Here is a 22,594-nt window from a genome sequence, read left to right as displayed (position 1 = left end):
CAGTTTTTAAGATTCAACAGTGAATTCTTTTTCCAGCTGAATGGCCTTTGGGAAAAGAATATTGTTTTCCAGATGAATATGCTTGTGCAGATCATTTTCAAAATCCTGGAGCATGGCAAAGGCTACTTTGTATGTGTTGCAGGCATCGGCAGGGGGAAGATATTCATCTGTGATCTCCGCTATTTTTCTGAAGCGTTCTCCTTCCACAGTATGCTCATGCTGCATCATATTCACCGGGTTTTCTACGGTGCCGAACGCTGGTTGTGGCAGATGGCTGCCTGATATTTTAGCTTTAATCATATTTCTTACAAAAGGAAACAGAATAAGCTCTTCTTTTTTCATATGAGCGGCCAGGTCGTGGGCTGATTCATTAAATAAGGTGTTGATCTCGAATAATTCAGGATGCCTGCCTCCGTGAACTTTACATAGTTTATCCAGGAAAGCCTGCAAAACAGGAGTTTTCTCTTCTACATAACGATGGTGCGTTTTCTCAATATAATCTGCCAGAAGGTCCAGTGGCCAGCTGTTGAAATCGATGGAAGAGCCTTCGTTTTTTGGGATTGCTTCCAGTTCTGCATAAATTTTTTCAGGATCGAGTTTCTTGTTGCTGCAGGCCTCTTCTATCGTTCTTCCGCCTTTGCAGCAGAAATCGATTCCGTGTCTTTTAAAGATAGCAGCGGTTCTGAAGTCTTCTGCTACCATATTTCCTATTAAATCTGTTCTTGTATCCATAATATAATACTTTTTTGTCTTTTATTATTTTAAATTTTTTTGATTACTTTTTGAGCGAAAGAATGTACTTTACCATCTGTTGAGCGTCGTCTTTGCTTAATCCTTCATGAGGCGTCATCGGAATATCGCCCCAGTTGCCTTTTCCTCCGTCAATGATTTTCTGAGCCAGCTGATCAATATCTTTTTCGGTGTATTTTGCAGCTACATCCTGGTAAGAAGGTCCGATTAATTTGGCATCTATTTTATGACAGGCAAGGCAATCCGCTCTTTCAATCAATGTAAGGCTGGGATTACCGGAAGTGTTTGGGGCAACAGCCGGTTCGGGGGCACTGACAGGTTGAGACGGCGTCTGTTCTGTGGAAGGTTCAGGTACTGGTATAGGAGTTGTTCCGCTTTTGTCAGAACATGATAAGTTTATTGCTAATACACTCAAAATCATTGCTGTATTTATAAGTTGTGCTTTCATAATAATTGATAATGATTTATACTTTTTGTGCAAGAATGGACACCGCACAAAGGTTGTTCTCAAATTTTTTGAATGTTTTTCTCATTTGCATTATCCTGCAACGGATTTTAGGTTGCGTGACCACATTTCCTGCGATTTTCAGGAATCCGGAAAAGCCTTCATCGCTGATTATTCTTTTAATTTCCAACAGGTGCATCGGTGCTGTTTCTGTTTTTAAAACTTTAAATCCCTCTTTTTCCAGTAAATGAGTCCATTCCGGAATGGTGAGTGGGCGGGTATTTACCTTCAGGGTTAAAGCGAGCTCTTTCTGAATCTGGAATTTTACATTTTCATCCAGACTGTCAGGAGCGAGGGCCAGCTCATGGATGGCATAAAAGCCCTGAGGTCTCAGGATTCTTGAAGCTTCCTGAATAATCTCAGATTTTCTGTGATCGGCATGCATGCTCAGCATAGCTTCACCATATACTTTATCGGTGGATTGATCAGCTAGTGAACTCTGCGCCGCATTTCCCAGTTGAAATTGTGCAGAAGTATATTTGAAATTCTTTTTCAACAGGTTTACAGCCTCCTGTTCGGCATCAATGCCTATATAAGATGCCGGATTTTTTTCCAGAGTGAGTTTTGCGGTAAAACCAAGACCCGGAGCAAATTCGACTACACGATCATCGGGGGTAATATTCAGCATAGCCAGCATCTCTCGGGTAAGCGCTAAACCTCCCGGACGAAGGACTTTTTTACCGATCTTGGCCAGCAGCCAGTGGGCGGACATTTTTTCAATAGGATCTGTTTTCATTGGGTTGGGTTTTAAATTGTAATACAACAGCCAGGATCAGAATGATGGCTTTTGCTGTTTCGGCATAAATAAAATAATCATGCAGCGGAGTAGGAGCCAGTGGCTTACCGGACGAAATGAGATCTGCCCGTTCATCTAAAACCGGAAGCATCCAAAACTGTTCTAAGACCAGGATAGAAAGTAAAACAATGATGATTGTAAAATCCAATTTTGTATAGTGGCTCTGGCTGATTGTCATGAATATCAGAATCAGGATCAGAAATAGGCCCTGTATTTTTGTAGAGATTCCGAACATCAGTTTTCCCAGCCTCAAAGCTGTTGAAAGGGTTATTCCCTCTACCTGAAACTTCAGGGGAGCTTCTACAAAGCTTACTGTTATAAACATTCCTGCCATAAGACAGAATAGCATGAGTACAACAGGACTTTTAAGACAGAGTTTCATTTTTTTGATTATTTAATACATTAAGACCTTTTTATTTTTTATTAGTTTAAATTTTTTATGCTTTAAGGTAGGTCAATTTTAAATCCAGGTTATCTACAAACATTTGTACTTTGGATGTTTCAAGCATAATGCGAAGATCCTGTCTGATACTTTTAAACTGGTCATGGAGAGGGCAGGGATGAATTTCAGAGCATTGATCGAGCCCGAGTCCGCATCCGAAAAACAGTTTATCACCGTCAATTACCCTTACAATATCAGCAATACTGGTGTCCAGGTTTTTCTGATCCATATAGAACCCTCCATTCGGTCCCTTTGCGGATTGTACAAATCCTTTTCTGCTCAGGTCCTGAAGGATTTTCGCGATAAAATGCTCAGGAGAATTAATGCTCTTTGAAATGTCCTTGATTCCGACTCTGCTGTCATTTTTAGACTGCTGGGCAATATAAATTAAAGCTCTTAAAGCATATTCGCAGGTTTTGGAAAACATTGTAACTGATTTTATAGGGCAAATATATAAACTTATTTTTAATAAAAGATAAAAAACTCTTTTATTTTAATGAAGCTTGATAAAGATCATGAAAAGATTTGACACGCATCTTTATGGGAAGGTTGCAAAAGGAGTACGGAACGCTTTACTGCTTTTCTTGAGATCTGATGGCCTGGATTGTGTAAACTCATGAAAGGTATCACTTCTCCCTTATATGATACTGTTCCGAATACATCTCTCAGAATTAACTCATCTCCCGATATTGAATATGTTTTTCAATTCGGGATTATGCTGAAACATACGGTTGTAGAAATGTGTTGTCAATAAAATACCATGTTCTTTTAATACAGGTACAGTGCCTTTTACCAGTTTTTTTTGCTCGTTTGTCATATATGAAATTGATTATTAAAAGACTTTAGTGTCTTTTATTTGATTAAAAAAATATTTGTTTAATGTTAATGTTCCATTTAGCAACTCCTTATTGAATGCTCCAATGTTAGTAAGAATTTCCCACTATGCTCCATTTTTTATGTTAACGATTTAGAACCTTGATTTCTGAGATGCTCAATCTTTATAAGGAAGAGTGATGCCATTTTTTCAGCTCTCCACTTAGCTTCTTCTGCAGTCTCTCCTTCAAAATACGTATCTATGGTTTTCGACCATAAATATAACCAACGTTCAAAGTGAATGGTATCAAGCTGCATTTGAGCATGAGGTGAAAATGGACTTCCACTGTAAGTATGCTTTCCCAATAAAACAGTTTGCCAAAAGGTGTACATTTTTTCCAAATGTACTGGCCAGTTCTGGATAGCTCCATGAAAAATACCACCAATTAATGTATCTTTTTGTACTTCTCCGTAGAATGAATCTATCAGAATTTTTATATCATGGAGATCGTAGATATCATTTTTCATAATGAAAAAAATAAAATATTTAAGTTTGAATTTTACAAATTCAAAGGTATGAAAAAAAAGCAATAAAAGATAATTTTGTCTTTTATTGCTTTTTTTTCGTTAGTATACTTTATTTTCAAAAAGAAGATGAAATTTTAAATAGAATTAATATTAATAATTTAAACTGTTCAACATATTAAAAAAATAAAGCAAAGGAATTGAGTTTTATATTTCAACTTTGAGCTGAAATTTAAGTTGAAAGAATTGAATAAAGGATTTCTTAGATTTAGAACAAGGAAGCTTATCATATGCCTTACATTATAGTGATACGTGTTAACAAAATTTTATTTTAATAAAATATGAAACCGTTTGAAACACTAACTTAAATTGAAATAATCAATACAATTTTGCAAAGATAAAAGTTGCTCTATGAAATTATCATAAAGTGATTCATCTTTATTTGTATAAAATATGAAAGACAGTATTTAACAGATGACCAGTGCCTAGCGAAAAGATGTTTGATTTATTATGATAACAATTTATATCATTTAATTAGTTTCATTTTGCGAAATTTTTGAGAATAATTATTTTCAAAGAATTAACCTTTATGATGTTTATATTTTTGATTACCATAAGGAACAATATTTAATTATTTAATTTCCTTAAATCCGAAGGTCTAGATCGGGTAAACTCATGGAAAGTATCGCTGAATGAACTAATAGAGCTATAGCCCACGTTATATGCAATTTCATTAATGGATCTATTTGTATTAAGAAGAAGTTCAATAGCTTTGATAATTCTTAATGTTTTCAGGTATTGGAGGAAAGAAATATCCAGATCTGTTTTAAAAAGACGCGATAGAGAGCGTTCGCTCAATCCGAATTTTTTACTTACATTGGCAAGACTATGCTTTTCTTCTATTGTACATTCAAGATATGAAACAATATTCATAGTTTTCTTGTTCTGGGTGGTTGGAAGAATGATAGGCAATGGGTGTTGATGGGTCTTAGGTAGAATTTTTTTTAATGCTACTAAAAATTCAAAATTTTCATCAGTAGATATTACATGTTTTTCATCCCATATTTCAGTATATTTGATCATTTGTATTAAAAGTTCTGTGGCAGGATAGATACCAAGGCGGCTGAAGAAAGGATTTGATAAATCGTCGTGAGCAAAAAAATACAATGATCGTAATACAGTGGCAGAATGACCAATTTGTAAAATATGTTCTAAACCTTGTGGAATCCAAAAGAAATGTCTTGCGGGAACAACATATGTTCGATTGCTTATAGTAATATAGGCTATACCTCCTTCTACATAACTCAGCTGTCCTTTAGTGTGTTTATGAACTGGAATCAATTTTTCAGATTTTTCATGCATTACAAATACACTTTTATCATTCTTATCTATATCTGGTAATGAATTAATTAATCCCATAATCTATCAATGATGTATTTATTGTATACAAAGATAATGATTTGGCTGGAATCATGAAAAGAATGACTATTATAGATAATTTTTTTTTATGTAAAGGATGTAGATTTGCAATACAATAATTCTAAATTTTTTAATGAAAAATTATCTCACCGGATTGCTAATGTTTGGAATAACTTTTTCGACATGGGCCCAGAACCCTGTTTGGAATACAGACACATTAAAACTCTCACTGAAAGATGCTTGGAACAGAGCAGAAGAACACAGTCGCCATATCAAAATAAAACATTTGGAGGTAGGTATTTCCGCCGAGGAAGTAAAAGATCTTAAAGCTGAGCGACTTCCCGAAGTGCAGATAAAAGGAAGCGCAGAAAAAGCAAGTAATATACCGATTTATGAAAATGGTTTATTTTCTAAACCTAGCCAACATGAAGTAATACATACACTCTACAGAGCAGGTGCTGATTTTTACCTTAATCTATATAATGGAAATAAACTTAATTTACAAATTAAGGAAGAAAAAACACTTCACAAGATTTCTGAAATTGAGAAAGAGCAGGCAGTTTCTGATATTCACTACAAGACGGCTAATTTGTATTTAGATTTACAAAAAATATTAATTTTCAGAAAACTTATAAAAGAAGATATTGAAGACCAAAAAAAACAGCTGGAAGAAATACGCAGCTTATTAAAAAATGGTGTTGTGTTAAAGAGTGACGTTTTGAGAATAGAACTTGAGCTTTCCAGACGTGAAATGGCATTAATTACTATAGAAAATGATATTCTTATTGCAACTCAAAAACTGAATATTATTATGGGAATTCCTGATGATCAAATTGTGGTTCCAGAAGAGCCAATTGAGGTTTGGAACAATGCTATCCCTTATGAAGAATATTTAAGAATTGCTTTAGAACATTCGTTTGATTATCATATTTCAGAGCATAAAACTGAACTCAGTAAGATAAAAATAGATCAAATTAAAGCTAATATGAGACCCAAGATCGGAATGTACGGAGAATTTTATTATGCAAATCCACAAATTTTCTTATTTCCTTATAATCCATATTGGTATTCTTTAGGAGTGGTAGGTTTAAAAGCGTCTTTCAATTTATCTTCTTTTTATCATAATACCCATAAAGTAAGAGCTGCAAAGATAGAGTTTGAAAAAGAAGAAGAAAGCCATAAAAATACCGAAGATCAAGTAAGACAGCAAGTAAAGGAAGCCTTCCTTAGATATCAAGAAGCCTTGGAACAGATAAAAGTAGCCGAGGCTAATCAAGCTCATGCAAGAGAAAATGCAAGAATTATTAAAAACACTTACTTTAATCAGACTTCTTTAATTACAGATTTGTTAGATGCAGATGTACAACTTCTGCAGACAAAATTTGAGCTTGAAGCTGCAAAAATAATGGCGCAAAACAAATATTACTTACTACAAAACATTATAGGTATTTTATAAATCATGAAAAAAAAGTATACGGTAACTGACAGGTTTGTTACTAAAATTACAGGTTGGATTGCAAGTTTAATTCTCTTAGGGCTTATAGTCTGGGGTGCGAAAACTTTAATTAATTATTATCGATATGAGCAGACAAATGATGCGCAAATACAAGAATATGTTAATCCTGTTATTTCCAGAGCTGGAGGTTTTATTGTTGATGTTAAGTTTGAAGAAAACCAAAATGTAAAAAAAGGAGATACAATTTTGGTAATTGATAATAGAGAATATGTTCTTCAACAAGAACAAACACAAGCATCTCTTGCAAAAGCTGAGGCTCAAATTGTTGTTCTAGAGAGTACCATTAATACATTGGAGAATGAAGCTTCTTCTTCTAGGGCACAAATTGCGGCAACCAAAGCAAAAGTATGGAAACAAGGATTGGACTATGATAGATATATGAAATTATATAACGAAGAATCGGCTACTAAACAACAATTAGAAAAGGTTCAGGCACAACTTGATGTAGATAAAAGTGAATATAAATCATCTCAAGAAAACTACGCTGCGTCACTCTCAAAAATCGGAGATATCCGAGCAGAAAAAAAAGTTGTAAAAGCGGAGATTCAACGGCTAAAATCATTACTAAACAGACATAAATTAGATGTTACTTATACTTATATTACGGCTTCTTATAATGGAAGAATGGGAAGGCGTACAGTTGAAGTAGGTCAAATGATTGATGCAGGCGAAACTCTTGCCTTTATTGTGAATGACGATACAGATAAATGGGTTGTTGCAAACTATAAAGAAACTCAAATTAAGGATATGAAAATAGGTGATGAAGTAAAGATTATCGCAGATGCATATCCCAACAAAGAATTTAAAGGGACTATTATTTCTCTTTCTCCAGCTACGGGTTCGAGCTTCTCGTTACTCCCACCTGATAACTCTACAGGTAATTATGTTAAAATTGTTCAACGTATTCCAATAAGAATACGAGTAGATGGTTCCCGGAAAGAGATAAATGTTTTAAAGGTAGGTATGAATGTTAACGTATTTGCGGCTAAAAAACATAGTTAAATGAATACAGCAATCCCAATATTTAAACCTTGGATTCCTGACTGGATGGTGAAAATAGTACTTTTCATTATGACTCTACCTGGAATTGTAATTTTTTTTCTTCCCCTAGCTAACATTAATGCAGCAGCAGGGTATTATGGAAGTGAACCTGCAGACATGCAGTTTGCAGTGGCGCTTTTTTACGCTGGATATGTTGGATTTTATTCTCTGGAAAGAAGATTTTTTACTTACCTAGCTGCAAAAGAATATTTTATAATTTTTACTACTCTGCAAATGCTTGCCTGTTTGGTGTGTTATATTACAAAAGATGTTTATATATTATTTCCTTTAAGATTTATACAAGGAATGTTATTTGCATGCAATGTAAATATCTCTTTATCATTAATGTTCACAAGGTTGAAAAGTGAACGTGCGAGAGAGATTGGTTTTTCAGTATTTTTTGGTACATTACTCTGTGCTTTACCTTTCAATAATCTGATTACATCAGAACTAATAGATTCCTACAACTTTAACATCGTCTATAAGTTTGCAATATTCTCTTTCTTCCCATGTTTGTTGTTTATAATAACAGGAATGAATTCTTTTAGATTACAAGTTAAATTTCCTTTATACAAATTGGATTGGCAAAGCTTTGTATTGTATAGTATTATTCTATCACTTATAGGATATATTAATGTATTTGGACAAGAGTATTATTGGTTTGATGATATTAGAATTTCCGGTAGTTTATTTACTATAATAATTTTGTTAATTATTTCTATATTTCGTCAGAAATCATTGAAGAGACCTTATATCAATTTACGTATTTTTTCTTATCGAAATTGTAAAGTAGGTTTAATCGTTCTTTTTGCTATGTATATTTGTCGTTTTGCATCAGGTATTACCAATAACTACTTTACTGGAGTATTGAAGTTTGATCCTTTTTATCTCTCTTATATTAATGTTTTTAATATTTTGGGAATAATAACTGGAGTTATTATTTCTGCTGCAATGATCCTGCAAAAAAAGAAAATCAGAAATATTTGGTTATCAGGATTTTGTTTGCTGTTTGTTTTCCATATAAATATGTATTATCTCTTTGACATAGAAGCTGATGAATTTAATTATTTTCTACCATTATTTCTTCAGGGAATGGGTGTGGGCTTTATCATGGTTCCCACTATTGTCTATATTATTTCCTCTGTGCCAGTTTCATTAGGTCCATCCGCCGCCGCCGCCGCATTAGCTATAAGGTATTTTGGTTATGCTACAAGTATTGCTATAATAAATTATTTCGAGCTTTTTAGGAAAAGTATGCATTATAATGCCTTTCAGGATCATTTAACAAGAATAGATCCTATGGTAAAAAACTTTTTAAATAAACAAAATACAAAGCTTAATGCTAAAGGTATGGTAGAGGGAATCTCTTCCAAAGGATCTGAGAAATTACTTATTAAACACCTTAATACACAAACTCAAATTCGCTTTGCTATGGATTATTACGAGATGATGGCAATTTTTTTATTAATCATCATGGTACTTATTGCAATATTTCCGTATATCAATAGAACTCGGGTATATCTTAGATCCCGAAGACTTTCACCGGCTTAAACTTTTTAATTAGTACTTATATTATGAAATTAAAACAGACATTAATCAGTCTTTCAATATTAATTGGTCTTGTTTCCTGTAATAATGATGATAATACTTTTCATCTAAAAACAGTAAAACTTCTTGAATATTCAAAGAAACAAAGCTTACCAGAACAAAAACTATATATAAAGGCTTTTTCTGAAGATTTACCTGTGTCGATTGCACAAACTGAAGAATATCCAAGTGTATTACCATTGCCAGCAACTTTAAAGATGTATCCTTCGCCAAGTATGAATCTATATGGTAAAAATTATCACTTAGAACTTTGGGGTGAGACTTCAGGATATATTGGAAGATGTGATATTGATATGGATGACTATAAAATTGTTTTCCCTATTGATATGGAGATTGAAACCGATAGTTTAAGTATTTCGATGCAGGGCAGTTGGGAGTAAGAATATATCAAATATGGAGGAAATAAGAATTTTGAGCGAAACAATATCAGAGCTTTTAGATAATGGATATCTTTTGCAAAATGAATTAACAGAGTCTTTTGCTTTAATAAATAATATTAAAGCAAAAGACTCTGAAATTCCTGCTTTGGGGTTTAAAGTTGATAAAATATATAAATGTTATGACGACAACTCTGAAGTAATTTATGTTTTTGCAATATCAAATGCAAATAACAATATAAAAGGAATAGCTACCTCAATTGACATAGCTCAGAATACTATTGAATTCTCAGAATTGTTCAAGAAAATTAGAAATGGAATAAAAGAAATTTGTAATTTGTGTTTTTGGAATAAAAAATAAGAAAAATATTTTACTCGTTAATTGAATTAGTCAATACTTAATCTGTTTTAAAGTTATTTAATTTGATTATAACTGTCAGATTAAGTATTGACTAATTCATATGGTGGGATAGTACTACGCGTCAATTTACAATTAATTTTATTTACGATCGATTTTTAATTACTTTATTTAGAATTTAAAATAATATTGTATTCTACATACTGTGTAAATAACAATTTATGCTTGATATTTTGAGTCTTTAAAAACTTAAGATTTTTTTTAACTGACTTTTAATATTTTATATTTATTCTTTTTTAACTGACTACTTTGGTAATTTTTCAAGGTTTTATAAGATTACAGAAAAGATTTAAGATAATAAACAGACCCATAAGAAGACAAGTAGTTGTTTTTATGAATTATTTTATTGTGTATATGTTTTGTTTGTATAAATATGTGATTTTTCAAGCTGGAACTTTATTTCTTTTTCTCAAATTTATAATATTTAAACTTTTGATTTTTAACAAGATTTTATTTTTTCACTACTCTCTTTGTTTCGACCTTATAATTGCATCATCATGTGGAAAATATTAAATTAAATGAAAGTAATTTATAAAAAAAATAATCACCTATCCATTTTCATCTTTTAAAATTCATGTTTGGATAGGTGATAAATTAAACACTAAAGCTATAGTTTAAAACACTTTAATATTTTAAGGTATTTGTAATTTAAATGGCCCTTCAAAGTAAGTCTGATAAGAATCAATTAATTTCCCATTCAAATCATATACACCTATGGTAATATTCTGTTTAGATAGATTCATTTGTGATTCTGGAAAGCTAATGTTGATGGTTCCTTTCGATATTTTATCACGATCCACAATTATTTTACTAGAAGCACTATAATTAATTTCAGCGTGCGCCGGTTCGATAACCTTTATGGTAACAATTTTTTTATTATTTGTTTTATTGAGAAACGTGTAATTATATGTGTTGATAATTTTTCCTTCTTTTACAAAGAATGTACTACCCGCTGGCTTGATAAACTTCGCTTCCATTTCTCCTCGGCTTGATAGAAGAAAACCTAAAAAACCGATCAATAATATCAAAATTGCTGCAAAACCTTTCATTCGACCAGTAAACTTATAAGGAGCTCCTGTCTCAATCTCTTTTTCTGATGCGTATCTGATCAACCCTTTTGGTAGACCTACTTTTTCCATTATTTCATCACATGCATCTATACACGCTGTGCAATTTACGCATTCCAATTGCTGACCGTCTCTAATATCGATTCCTGTAGGGCAAACTGCTACACATTGATAACAATCGATACAGTCACCTTTTCCTGTAGCTCTTCTGTCTTCCCCATTCCTCCATTTGGAACGGTTTTCACCTCTTTTGAAATCGTAAAAAACATTAATAGTTTCCTTATCAATTAATACACCTTGTAATCTTCCATATGGACAAACCAATGTACAAACTTGTTCTCGAAACCATGCAAACACAAAATAAAAAGTGGCTGTAAAAAGAATCATAACAATAAAGTTGGTGATATGCGCAAACGGCCCTTCTGAGATGATTTTAAACACCTTTTCATAACCAACAATATACATAAACATAATGTGGGTGATGATGAGAGAAATGACAATATAAATAGACCATTTTAGAGCCCTTTTCCAAATTTTTTCAGTATTCCATTCTTGTCGATCAAGTCTCATTTGTTTATTGCGATCACCCTCAATCCAAAACTCTATTTTTCGAAAGACCGATTCCATAAAAATTGTCTGGGGGCATATCCAACCACAAAAAATTCTTCCAAAGGCAATAGTGAAAACAATAATGAAAATAAGAGAAGCAATAGCACCTAGAGTAAGAATAAAAAAATCCTGTGGATAGAAAGGCTGTCCCGCAATAAAATATTCTCCATTAATGACATTTAACAAAAAGAAAGGGTTTCCATTAATTTTAATAAATGGAATAGCAAAGTATATAATCAAGAGAATATAGCTTACTAGCTCTCTGTAATTGGTGTATTTACCCTTTGGTTTTTTTGGGAAAACCCATTTTCTCTTTCCTGATTGTTCCATTGTCCCTATAGAATCTCTATAAGTCTCAGGGTTTAAAACTTGTCCCTGTCCGCCGCGAGCGACTTCTTCATTTATTTCTAACATTTCAGTTTAGTATATATAAATTGTAATTTTATTGATCATCACGGAGAGGAGCATGCTCTGCTTCATGATAGAATTTTTTTGGTCTAGTAAAAATATAAAGTATGATAGTAACGAAAAATAATAAAAAAATAATCGTAGATAACGCTTGATAAAATCCTGCATAATCAGTATTTGATAATATGTCTTTAAAGTTTTGAGGAATCATTTCATGTATATTTAATTGTTATCAGCTGTTTTTATATCAGTTGTTTTTATGTCCGTACCTAATCTTTGAAGATAGGCTATAAGTGCAATAATTTCTTTCTTTTCTAATTCACCTTGTGGTCTTTTAGTATAGGCTTCTTTTAAGTCTGTAGCCTCTGAAAAAATGTCTTTTACTATTTTAGATGCTTGATTATCTGCCCATTTGTCAGCTGAATCAATTTCGGCTTTTCTGTAAGGTACATCAAATGTATTTTTCATGAATTTTAGTTTATCGATCATTTTAGAACGATCTAAATTATTTGCTATTAACCATGGATAACGAGGCATAATAGAGCCTGCCGATGTGGACCTAGGATTATACATATGTTTATAATGCCAAGAACTTGGGTTTTTACCACCTTCTCTATGTAAATCTGGTCCTGTCCTTTTTGAACCCCAAAGAAATGGTCTGTCATAAACAAATTCCCCTGCCTTAGAGTACTGGCCATTTTTGCCGTTAAATCTTACAATCTCATCTCGAAATGGTCTTACAATTTGGGAATGACAGGCATTACAACCTTCGCGGATGTATAAATCTCTGCCTTCTAATTCTAAAGGAGAATATGGTTTGACGGCTGAAATTGTCGGTACATTTTGTTTAAGCATCAAGGTTGGTATTATTTCCACAGCTCCTCCAATCGATACTGCTATAAATGATAATACTGTGAATAAGATAGGTAATCTTTCCAGCCAAAGGTGTATACCCTCTCCTTCTTTTCTTTTCTTACTGATATTTGCCAAAGTTGGTGCTACTGCCAGAACTTCTTTTTGGAATGATCCTTTTCTAACAGTAGCCACGAGATTGATAACCATTAAAATAGCACCTGAAAAGTAAAATAACCCACCTAAAAATCTCATTTTAAAATAGGGGATAATTGCCGTTACTGTATCTAACCAATTTTTCCACAATAATGTCCCGTCCGGGTTAAATTGTTTCCACATTAAGCCTTGTGTAAATCCTGAAATATACATTGGTACTGCGTAGAAAATAATTCCTAAAGTTCCTAACCAGAAATGCCAGTTCGCCAACTTAACAGACCATATTTTTGTTCTCCATAGAATTGGAATAAGATAGTAGATCATACCAAAAGCCATAAAACCATTCCAGCCTAATGCTCCGAGGTGAACATGACCTATCACCCAGTCGGTAAAATGACCGATTTTGTTGATGTTTTTAGTTGCCAATAATGGCCCTTCAAAAGTTGCCATACCATAACAAGTAACTGCAACGACAAAAAATTTTAAAATAGGATTTTCTCGTACTTTATCCCAAGATCCCCTCAGTGTCAATAATCCATTAAGCATTCCTCCCCATGAGGGAGCAATTAGCATAATTGAGAAACCAGTACCTACAGCTTGTGCCCATGCTGGTATTGCTGTATATTGAAGATGGTGTGGTCCCGCCCAGATATATACAAAAATTAATGACCAGAAATGAATAATTGAGAGTTTATATGAAAAAACAGGTCTTTCGGCTGCTTTTGGTAAAAAATAATACATTAACCCCAAAATTGGAGTGGTTAAAATAAATGCAACTGCATTATGACCATACCACCATTGCACAATGGCATCTTTTACTCCAGCATAAGCAGAATATGATTTCCATCCTGTAAATGATAAAGGGACTTCAAGGTTATTGAATATATAAAGCATTGCTACTGCAATCCAAGTTCCCAAATAAAACCAAATTGCAACATATAGATGCCTAACCCTTCTTCTTGAAATGGTTCCAAACATATTAATTCCAAAAATGACCCATGAAAAAGTAAGAAGTATATCGATGGGCCATTCATGTTCAGCATATTCCTTTGATGTATTGATTCCCATGAAAAAAGTAATAAAGGTCACTACTACCATTAACTGCCATGTCCAAAAATGAATCCAACTTAATGTTTTGTTAAACATTTCGGTTTTTAAAAGTCGGGGTATAGAGTAATATACACCAATAAAAAAGCTGTTACAAACAAATGCAAAAATTACAGTATTTGTATGTAACATTCTTATTCGGCCAAATCCGAAGGCGCCATTAGTATCTATTAATGCTTGAATACCTCCATTTCTTAGGATATTAATAGATTCATCATCTGTTCCAAAAATAAATTCGGGTAGTTCAGGGTAAAACAAAAGCAGAGCTGCAGTCAGTCCAAAAACGAATCCTATTAAGGCAAAAACTATTGTTGCATATAGAAATGCGCGCACTATGGTATTATCATAGTAAAATTTCTGTGTTTCCATTACGTCAAAGTTAATATACCACTATTATTTATTTATGGTGTTAATCATCGAAAAAATAGTTATTTTTATGATGATTAAAATATTATAATTAATAAGGTATGAAGGAGGTTTATCCTACATTTGAAATTGAAGGCCTGTCGACGTGTAATTCGATTAATGAAGTATTTACCATTGATAGATTTTCAGAGTTTTTAGACCGAAATCCTGGAACAACAAAAGTTCACCGACATTCTTTTTATCATGTTACCTATTTTGTAAAAGGATATGGTGAAAATCTAATCGATTTCAAAACATATGAAGTAACTCCTGAAAAGATTTTTTTTATGCGGCCAGATCAGGTTCATAGTTGGAGATTGGATGAAAATACAGAAGGTTATGTAATTAACTTTTCAACCACCTTTTTTGATCAACTTAAGATTAATTCTTCGTTAATTGATCAGTTTCCATTTTTTAATCTATTTGAAAGTGATCAAATGGTAAGTATTTCCATACAAAATCAGCTTAAGTTGAAACTTTGTTTTGAAGATATTATTGAAGAAATGACCGATACTCAACCTTGGTCGCAAATTATGATTGCATCCTTAATACTCCAAATTTGTGCACTTGCAGGGAAGGATATTACCTCCAAAACTATCTTTATTAACACGAATTATAATTCTTTAATATTAAAGCAATTTATTGAGATTGTAGAAAGTAATTTTCATCAATATAAATTACCCAAAGATTATGCTACTTTTTTAAATATAACCCCTAACCAATTGAATTTCATTTGTAAGCAGCAAATTAATTTATCGGCGGGTGAAATTATTAGAAATAGAATTATTCTGGAAGCGAAAAGACTTTTGGTAAATTTTGATTTATCAATTACAAGTATTGCTGAAACATTAAATTATTCAGACCCGTCCTACTTTGTTAAATTTTTTAAGAAATATACATTATTTACTCCCGATGCTTTTCGAAAGCAGTATTATAATAAGTTTTAAAAGTGATTCAATAATATTATAAATTTAATAATTTACCATTAATAAAAATGATTTCTGAAAAACATATAAAAAAATATAGTTATAATATCGCACAGTATAATAGTGGGGATTTTATCTATGAGGAAAACTCGACTTGTAACAGTTATTTTCAAATTATATCAGGAATAGTTAAACTTAATAATTACAGTGAAGATGGAAAAGAATTCATTCAGAATATTATTAATGCACCACAAGGATTTGGCGAAGTCTTATTATTTATTAATGAAAAGTATCCAACTAATGCTGTAGCCTTAACAGACTGTAAGATTATACAGATTTCTTCTAAAGAATTTTTTAAGCTGTTGGCCGAACATCCTGAATATGCGATAGAAATTAACAAAAGTCTTTCACGCAGACTATATTATAAAATGATTATGTCGCAACATATATTTTCTAATGATCCTAGTATGAGACTTAAAACGTTAATGAATTATTTTAAGAATATCTATTGCATAGAGAATGATCTAGATTCGGAATATATTATTCCATTAACACGCCAACAAATGGCTAATCTAACCGGATTGCGGGTAGAAACTGTTATACGAGTAATTAAATTAATGGAAAAAAACAATTTACTTAGGATAAAAAAAGGATTAATTTACTATTAAATAAATTAAACAGTTGTGATTGAAATCATAATTAAAATATAAATATTCGGGATAATTTTAAGTAGATAAAAGTTATTTTTAAAACTTATACTATGGACGAACTTCTTAATGAGCCTGGTTTACAAATTACAATTGTTCTTTTTTTACTTCCTATCATTTTTGCACTTATTCTTATTTTAATAAGAGTAAATCGGATGATTTCTGATACGTTGAAAAAAAAAGAACTTAAAAGAATTTATGAATACGTCAATCATCTTCAACCTGGAGAGATTTCTACATTGGAAGAACGTAAAAAAGAACTCGAATTTCAACTTTCAGGGAATGAACTATCATCTAATAAAATAGTAAAAGACCCACGAGGCTTAGTAAATCAAGCAAATGAAATACATGATATTCGTTTTCTACAAACTAAAAGAGAAGAGGGACGAAATATTAAAATTCTTGATGATGAAAAAAAATTAATCCTTTGGTTTCTTGGCTGTAGTGTATTTTGGCTTTTTATGGGGACCACTGTGGGAGAATATCTTGGAGTTAAGTTTGTTGCTCCAGATGCAGACCACGTTAGCTGGCTCAGTTTTGGAAGACTTAGACCTGTACATACCAATATGGTTTTTTGGGGGTGGGCATCTATGGCAATGATAGGTTTCTCATATTATGTCATTCCAAGAGTGGGTAATACAAAGATTTTTAATCTTAAGATTGGATATGCTACTTTAGTATTAATGAATTCTGCTGTATTTCTTGGTAGTATTTTTTTAATGGCGGGGATTAATAATAGTGGTGGAGAATATAGAGAATATATTTGGCCCATTATGCTCCTTTTTGCCACAGGAATTATTATTAGTATTTATAATCATATCAATACTATTGCGTTCCGAAAAACAGAAGAAATTTATGTTTCCAATTGGTACATAGTTTCGGCGATGATGTTCGTGGTAGTTATATTATTGGTTGCTTATTTTCCATTTTGGCAAGATGGTTTAGGCGAAACTATTACACAGGGATATTTTATGCATCAAGGTGTAGGGATGTGGTTTATGTTTTTTAATTTGGGGTTGATGTATTATTTTCTTCCACAAGAACTAAATAGTCCAGTGTATTCTTATAGTTTAAGCATACTTGCGTTTTGGACACAAATTTTATTTTATACTCTTATTGGAACTCATCACTTTATTTTTAGCGCTATCCCTTGGTGGATGCAGACTATTGCTATTGTTGCGAGTGTGGGAATGGTGATTCCCGTAGCTGCAGGAAGCATTAATTTTATGATGACTATTAGAGGATCTTGGCATCGTTTGAAATTGAGTTATGTGTTACCTTTTTATGTAGTTTCTATTATTTTTTATTTTACAGGTTCACTACAAGGTACAGCAGAGGCGTTTAGAGCTACCAACTTGTTATGGCATTTTACGGATTTTACAGTAGCTCATTCGCATTTAACAATGTATGGGATTATTACATTCATGCTATGGTCTTTCACTTATACCTTAGTGCCGAGACTTACTTCTTATGAACCACCAAGTATTACCGTAGGATTACATTTTTGGTTAGCTTTAGTTGGGGTTTTAGTATATACCGTTTCATTAATGGTAGGTTCTACAGAAAAAGGAATGATGTGGATGGAGAAAAAACCATTTATTGAAGGAGTTGTACATATGATGCCTTTCTGGCTGTGGAGAGCAATCGGAGGAACAATGATGTGGTTGTCACATATCATCTTCGCCTATAATTTTTACAGAATGATAAAGCCCAAAAAAGAAATAAAACTTCCTCAGACACCAGACGAGATTTTAGAAATCATTCACAATAAACAAGTAAAAGCATAATGGATTTTTTTAGTGACCATAAGAAACTTTTTTCTTCAGCATTGGCATTTTTCCTTTTTCTGACCCTGTTTATATGCATATTTCCTGCATTGAACAACCAAAAAGTATATCAACCTTTACAGGGAAGTAAACCACTTACAGAAGAAGAAGGTCGGGGAAAATCAATTTATATTCGTGAAGGCTGTGTAGCATGTCATACCCAGCAGGTTCGTAATGTAGATATGGATCAGGTGTTTGGTAATCGTCCAAGCTTGGCTGTAGATTATGCCAGAAACAAGAGGCTCAATCTTTTCCAGAATACTGCTACTCTCATGGGAACGGAAAGAACAGGTCCTGATCTTACCAATATTGGAGCTCGACAATCTAGTAAAGACTGGCAATATTCTCACCTATTCAATCCTAGATCTGTAGTTCCCCAATCTATTATGCCTTCTTATAAATGGCTATTTTTAGTTAAAGACCAGCTTGATCCCGGAGATAAGGAAATCAGTCTTCCTGACGCATTCAGAAAAGGAATTAAAGGAAAAATTGTGCCGTCAAAAGATGCCAGTGATCTCGTTGCATATCTACTCAGCCTTAAACAGACTGAACTTCCGAAGAGTATTCCGGCAAGAGAATTTCTGTATAAAAAAGAAGAGAAAAAAGCAGAAGGAAATGCTGGAGGAGATAACCTTCCTGATGGAGAGGCTTTATTCATAGCCAATTGCGCTACCTGTCATCAAGCAACTGGAGAAGGAGTTCCAGGAGCATTCCCACCATTGAAAGGCGACAAAGTGGTATTAGGAGATAATCTGGAACTGTATGTTACTATTATTATGAAAGGATATAATGGTCTGGCTCCTCAATTTGGAGAAATGCCAGCGGTAGGAACCAATGCTAATTTCAAACCTGAAGATGTGGCTGCCCTCATTAATCATGAAAGAACAAGCTGGGGAAATAATGGCAAGAAAGTAACAGTTGAGGAAGTAAAAATAATCATGGATAAAATAAAATAAAATAAAATAAAATAAAATGAAATGAAAAAATTAAAGTTTATAATTCCTGTTTTTGTCTTTTGGACTGGATATGTTCAGGCTTGCGATGCGTGTAAGCTTCAGCAACCCAAAATAACACAGGATTTTACGCATGGTACTGGCCCGGAATCAAACTGGGATTGGGCTATTGTGGCAATTATTGCAATAATTACCCTTGGAACATTGTTTTATTCTTTCAAATTTTTAATCAAACCAAACGAGAATAACAAAAAGCATATCAAAAATAATATATTGGATTTTTAAATCTTAGAAAATGTCAAAACATAATGCCATAGTCTTTTTATATATTGATGGGGAATCGAATCCTATTGCAGAACTTCAGACTCCTATTGTTTTCAATCTCGACACTACGAAGTTGGCGGACGGAGAACATACTTTAAAAATTGTCAGCAAATTTGATAATAAAGAAGGTCTGAAAATCATACGTTTTAATGTGCGCAATGGACCGATTATTCATATGGAGGGGTTATCTGACAATGAAACTGTCAACGGGACATTGCCATTAATGCTCAATGCATATGATACAGGTAGGAATCAAAGTTTCATTATAAAAGGAAGTGAAAATCCACGAACGATTCCAGTTTGGGTTTGGGTTATTGCTTTAGTATTTATAGCTTGGGCAGCTTTTTATATTGTTACGAATTTTAGTCTTTAGATTATATATGTTCAATTTTATTAGCCTTCTCAAGAAAGAAATTTGATGATATTTTTAGAATCTATCTAACATTAATAATACAATGAATGAAAATAAAACTTAAAAGAATCTATGAAGCTTATTCTCCCACAGATGGATACCGCGTATTAGTTGATAGGTTATGGCCTCGAGGAATTTCTAGAGAAAATGCCCATATAGAAGAATGGAATAAAGAGCTTGCTCCTTCTTCTGAACTTCGAAAGTGGTTTCATCACGATCCAAAACTTTGGAAGAGCTTTTCAGAAAAATACGAAATCGAGCTCAAAGAAAAAGATCCTGGAAAAGAATTTCTAGATCGAAATAAAAAACAAGATCTCATCACATTGGTCTATGGTGCAAAAGATGAACAACATTGTCATCCATTGATACTAAAAAAATATTTAGAAAATTTGATTTTAGATGATAAAATATCATAAAGCTTTTTTTTGAATCTATTTATCCAATACTTAATTTTGTGAAAATTTGAATTTATATTGGTAATGAAAAGAAAAAGTATACAAAGACATCATTATTTCAGATTAGTGTTAATTTCTATGTTAATAAGTATCTGCGCCTCTTTTTTAGGGTATTCATTAAAGTTAATTACTGAATATTTTCAAAAACTCATATTTCATTTTGCGGAAAGAGAAAATACCTTAAGTTTTGTATTTTTGCCGACGATTGGAATTACAGCAATCTATTTTTTAAGAAAATACCTTTTCTTGAATAGAAAAAATAAAGGAATCACCGAAATTTATAAAACTATTGATCAAAGAAAAGATCATTTACCTTTTTTCAAAATTCCATCACATTATTTTAATGGATTTCTTACTGTAATCTTCGGAGGCTCCACAGGAATTGAAGTATCGACTGTCGTTGCAACAGCAACTTTAGGAAACTCAGTATATGAAAAACATTTTACTGCCAATATTTACAAATTGGAACTTATTAGCGCAGGAGTTGTTGCCGGAGTAAGTATATTATTTGGAAGTCCAATTGCAGGGTGGCTTTTTGCTATGGAAGTAATTGCAAGAAAGTTTAATAAAACCCTTTTTATAAGCTGTACTGCGTCAGCTATTATTTCCGCTATTTTTCTTTATTTTATAAAGAGTGAACCATTACTCTCTTTTGAAATTATTGGATGGAAATGGTCTGCACTTCCTTTTTTTGTAATCTTAAGTTTATTTGGAGGTGTTTTATCCGTTTATTTTACAACTTTAGTTATTAAGATTAAGGATTTTTTTTCAGGAATTTCCAATAATTTTTTGAGGGTAAATTTGGGAGCTTTAATTGTAGGGGGACTAATATTTTGTTTTCCGTTTTTGTATGGAGATAGTTATCATTCTTTATCGGAAATTCTAAACCATCCCAAAAGTTATTCTTTTCTTTTTCTTCTTTTTCTAATCTTACTAAAACCATTGGCTTCTTCTCTAACTCTTGGAGCTGGAGGAGATGGTGGTGTCTTTGCACCTAGTATTGTGGCAGGCGCATTTTTAGGATTTACCTTTGCGCTTTTTTGCAATACTTTTTTTGGAACCTCTTTAATTTATGTAAATTTTGTGTTAGTTGGAGCTGCTGCTACTTTATCGGCATCTATTTATGCTCCTTTAACTGCACTTTTTCTGGTGTGTAATCTAGTGCCTAATGGATACGTGTTGTTCTTTCCAATATTATTAGGATGTTTGATTTCGAAAAACTTAGCTAAGAGAATTATACCTTACAATGTATATACATATAATATTAAAAGTTAACAATAATACCAGTGAGTATATTCCATTCTAAAAAGTGTTTAAACTAAGTCACTAAGGTCAACCTTTCAAAATTTTATAAAGTTAAAAGATGGTTTCGAAAACTATAAAAATCAAAATTGATTAACTAAATTTTGGTTGTTAATAAAAATAAAAAGCCCCAAAAGTATGAGGCTTCACACCAAATCACCTAATAATTCTTGTTAATTATTATTACTCAAGTTTACGATTAATTTTCTTAAATAGTAAAACTTTTGTATTTTAAAATAGAAACTTAGACTTTTATCGGATAACATTAAGAGAAAATTAACAAAAAATCCCCCAAAATTTATTATTCAGGGAATTTATTTTGAGGTTTTTGACAGCCTCATAGCATTTTAAGCTTAAATTTAGATAAAGTTATGGATGGAAATAAAATTATTCTCTTGCAATTTACGTATTTTTTTAATTTTGGAGAGATTTGAACCGTCTTTTTAAATCTCTTTTTCTATAAAGTTGAAGTTTAGGCTACCCACTAAATTACTCACTTTGAAAATGTAGAATTTTGATTATCTCAGAAAATAGATGTAAATTCGTACCATTATGTTTTTAGAAAATAGAGTAGTCACTTTTGGAGAAAAATTTAACTATGAAAATTTTTTTTAGCATATGTAATGAACAATAGAGATTACTTGGAATAATAACTGAATATTTGTTAAATTCCCTCATATCTGAATTATTTGAATTGAACACATTAATAGCTTTAAGTAAAAGCTTTAATTTTAATGTTCAAATAAACGGGCTAAGACATCCTCGAACAGAAACTTTAAATGGTAGGTATATGCGATCGGGAGAAGATTTTAATGCTTCTTTCGTAATACCATATTTAGAGTTTCCCACAGGAAATCATTTTTTGATAGATAATA

At 32.3% G+C, this 22,594-nt stretch carries 23 protein-coding genes; 13 read left to right on the top strand and 10 right to left on the bottom strand.

Features of this window, described 5'->3' with window-relative positions:
* Nucleotides 1-6: 6 nt before the first annotated feature.
* The 7 genes from ric to AC106K_RS04305 all read right to left on the bottom strand — a co-directional run bounded on the left by ric (nucleotide 7) and on the right by AC106K_RS04305 (nucleotide 5,250).
* A complete protein-coding gene (ric, locus tag AC106K_RS04335) occupies nucleotides 7-732 on the bottom strand; it encodes an iron-sulfur cluster repair di-iron protein (protein ID WP_071447300.1) in 726 nt (241 codons plus the stop codon).
* Nucleotides 733-775: 43 nt separating this feature from the next.
* On the bottom strand, nucleotides 776-1,198 hold the full coding sequence (locus AC106K_RS04330; protein ID WP_083383417.1) for a c-type cytochrome: 423 nt from the start codon (nucleotides 1,196-1,198) through the stop codon (nucleotides 776-778).
* 16 nt (nucleotides 1,199-1,214) lie between these two features.
* A complete protein-coding gene (locus AC106K_RS04325; protein ID WP_069214534.1) occupies nucleotides 1,215-1,991 on the bottom strand; it encodes a class I SAM-dependent methyltransferase in 777 nt (258 codons plus the stop codon).
* Nucleotides 1,972-2,433 carry a hypothetical protein gene (locus tag AC106K_RS04320; protein WP_071447299.1) on the bottom strand — a complete coding sequence of 154 codons (462 nt, stop codon included), beginning with the start codon at nucleotides 2,431-2,433 and terminating at the stop codon, nucleotides 1,972-1,974. The genes AC106K_RS04325 and AC106K_RS04320 overlap by 20 nt, the downstream gene beginning before the upstream one ends.
* Before the next feature lie 55 nt (nucleotides 2,434-2,488).
* Nucleotides 2,489-2,920, bottom strand: coding sequence for an RrF2 family transcriptional regulator (locus AC106K_RS04315; RefSeq protein WP_069214536.1), 432 nt, complete (start codon nucleotides 2,918-2,920; stop codon nucleotides 2,489-2,491).
* Nucleotides 2,921-3,447: 527 nt separating this feature from the next.
* On the bottom strand, nucleotides 3,448-3,834 hold the full coding sequence (locus tag AC106K_RS04310; RefSeq protein WP_071447298.1) for a group III truncated hemoglobin: 387 nt from the start codon (nucleotides 3,832-3,834) through the stop codon (nucleotides 3,448-3,450).
* A gap of 624 nt (nucleotides 3,835-4,458) precedes the next feature.
* Nucleotides 4,459-5,250 (bottom strand): helix-turn-helix domain-containing protein, encoded by a 792-nt coding sequence (locus tag AC106K_RS04305; RefSeq protein ID WP_071447297.1) that lies wholly within the window; start codon nucleotides 5,248-5,250, stop codon nucleotides 4,459-4,461.
* A gap of 133 nt (nucleotides 5,251-5,383) precedes the next feature.
* Between AC106K_RS04305 and AC106K_RS04300 the strand changes: the two genes are divergently transcribed.
* The 5 genes from AC106K_RS04300 to AC106K_RS04280 are packed head-to-tail and all read left to right on the top strand — an operon-like array spanning nucleotide 5,384 to nucleotide 10,153.
* Nucleotides 5,384-6,706 (top strand): TolC family protein, encoded by a 1,323-nt coding sequence (locus tag AC106K_RS04300; protein ID WP_071447296.1) that lies wholly within the window; start codon nucleotides 5,384-5,386, stop codon nucleotides 6,704-6,706.
* Between the two features lie 3 nt (nucleotides 6,707-6,709).
* Entirely contained in the window at nucleotides 6,710-7,768 is a 1,059-nt protein-coding gene (locus tag AC106K_RS04295) for an HlyD family secretion protein (protein ID WP_071447295.1), read from the top strand.
* A complete protein-coding gene (locus AC106K_RS04290) occupies nucleotides 7,769-9,358 on the top strand; it encodes an efflux MFS transporter permease (RefSeq protein ID WP_071447294.1) in 1,590 nt (529 codons plus the stop codon).
* 23 nt (nucleotides 9,359-9,381) lie between these two features.
* A complete protein-coding gene (locus AC106K_RS04285; RefSeq protein ID WP_034870146.1) occupies nucleotides 9,382-9,795 on the top strand; it encodes a hypothetical protein in 414 nt (137 codons plus the stop codon).
* A 13-nt stretch (nucleotides 9,796-9,808) separates the two neighbouring features.
* A complete protein-coding gene (locus tag AC106K_RS04280) occupies nucleotides 9,809-10,153 on the top strand; it encodes a hypothetical protein (protein ID WP_071447293.1) in 345 nt (114 codons plus the stop codon).
* 689 nt (nucleotides 10,154-10,842) lie between these two features.
* Here AC106K_RS04280 and ccoG read toward each other — a convergent pair.
* Genes ccoG through ccoN form a run of 3 tightly spaced genes read right to left on the bottom strand, consistent with a single transcriptional unit; the run spans nucleotide 10,843 to nucleotide 14,778 of the window.
* On the bottom strand, nucleotides 10,843-12,300 hold the full coding sequence (ccoG, locus tag AC106K_RS04275; protein ID WP_071447161.1) for a cytochrome c oxidase accessory protein CcoG: 1,458 nt from the start codon (nucleotides 12,298-12,300) through the stop codon (nucleotides 10,843-10,845).
* A 28-nt stretch (nucleotides 12,301-12,328) separates the two neighbouring features.
* Nucleotides 12,329-12,505: a cbb3-type cytochrome oxidase subunit 3 gene (locus AC106K_RS04270; RefSeq protein WP_083383414.1), complete on the bottom strand. Its 177-nt coding sequence runs from the start codon at nucleotides 12,503-12,505 to the stop codon at nucleotides 12,329-12,331.
* A gap of 11 nt (nucleotides 12,506-12,516) precedes the next feature.
* Nucleotides 12,517-14,778, bottom strand: a complete 2,262-nt coding sequence (gene ccoN, locus AC106K_RS04265; RefSeq protein WP_071447163.1) for a cytochrome-c oxidase, cbb3-type subunit I — start codon at nucleotides 14,776-14,778, stop codon at nucleotides 12,517-12,519.
* A 98-nt stretch (nucleotides 14,779-14,876) separates the two neighbouring features.
* Between ccoN and AC106K_RS04260 the strand changes: the two genes are divergently transcribed.
* From AC106K_RS04260 to AC106K_RS04225, 8 genes are all read left to right on the top strand, one after another.
* The gene (locus AC106K_RS04260; RefSeq protein WP_071447165.1) at nucleotides 14,877-15,761 is read left to right on the top strand and encodes an AraC family transcriptional regulator; all 885 of its coding nucleotides are present in this window, start codon (nucleotides 14,877-14,879) and stop codon (nucleotides 15,759-15,761) included.
* A 47-nt stretch (nucleotides 15,762-15,808) separates the two neighbouring features.
* Nucleotides 15,809-16,408 (top strand): Crp/Fnr family transcriptional regulator, encoded by a 600-nt coding sequence (locus tag AC106K_RS04255; RefSeq protein WP_071447167.1) that lies wholly within the window; start codon nucleotides 15,809-15,811, stop codon nucleotides 16,406-16,408.
* Nucleotides 16,409-16,500: 92 nt separating this feature from the next.
* A complete protein-coding gene (locus AC106K_RS04250) occupies nucleotides 16,501-18,234 on the top strand; it encodes a cbb3-type cytochrome c oxidase subunit I (RefSeq protein ID WP_071447169.1) in 1,734 nt (577 codons plus the stop codon).
* Nucleotides 18,234-19,229: a cbb3-type cytochrome c oxidase subunit II gene (locus tag AC106K_RS04245; RefSeq protein WP_071447171.1), complete on the top strand. Its 996-nt coding sequence runs from the start codon at nucleotides 18,234-18,236 to the stop codon at nucleotides 19,227-19,229. Before AC106K_RS04250 ends, AC106K_RS04245 begins: the two co-directional genes overlap by 1 nt.
* Before the next feature lie 21 nt (nucleotides 19,230-19,250).
* Nucleotides 19,251-19,511: a hypothetical protein gene (locus AC106K_RS04240; RefSeq protein WP_050022327.1), complete on the top strand. Its 261-nt coding sequence runs from the start codon at nucleotides 19,251-19,253 to the stop codon at nucleotides 19,509-19,511.
* 10 nt (nucleotides 19,512-19,521) lie between these two features.
* Entirely contained in the window at nucleotides 19,522-19,923 is a 402-nt protein-coding gene (locus tag AC106K_RS04235; protein WP_071447172.1) for a cytochrome C, read from the top strand.
* Nucleotides 19,924-20,009: 86 nt separating this feature from the next.
* Nucleotides 20,010-20,378: a DUF488 domain-containing protein gene (locus AC106K_RS04230; protein WP_071447174.1), complete on the top strand. Its 369-nt coding sequence runs from the start codon at nucleotides 20,010-20,012 to the stop codon at nucleotides 20,376-20,378.
* Between the two features lie 63 nt (nucleotides 20,379-20,441).
* Complete coding sequence (locus tag AC106K_RS04225; RefSeq protein ID WP_071447176.1) at nucleotides 20,442-21,692, top strand: chloride channel protein; 1,251 nt, start codon at nucleotides 20,442-20,444, stop codon at nucleotides 21,690-21,692.
* Nucleotides 21,693-22,594 lie beyond the last annotated feature (902 nt).

It is taken from the genome of Chryseobacterium sp. FR048 (genome assembly GCF_056844665.1).
This window is presented reverse-complemented; position numbering and strand designations above follow the sequence as displayed.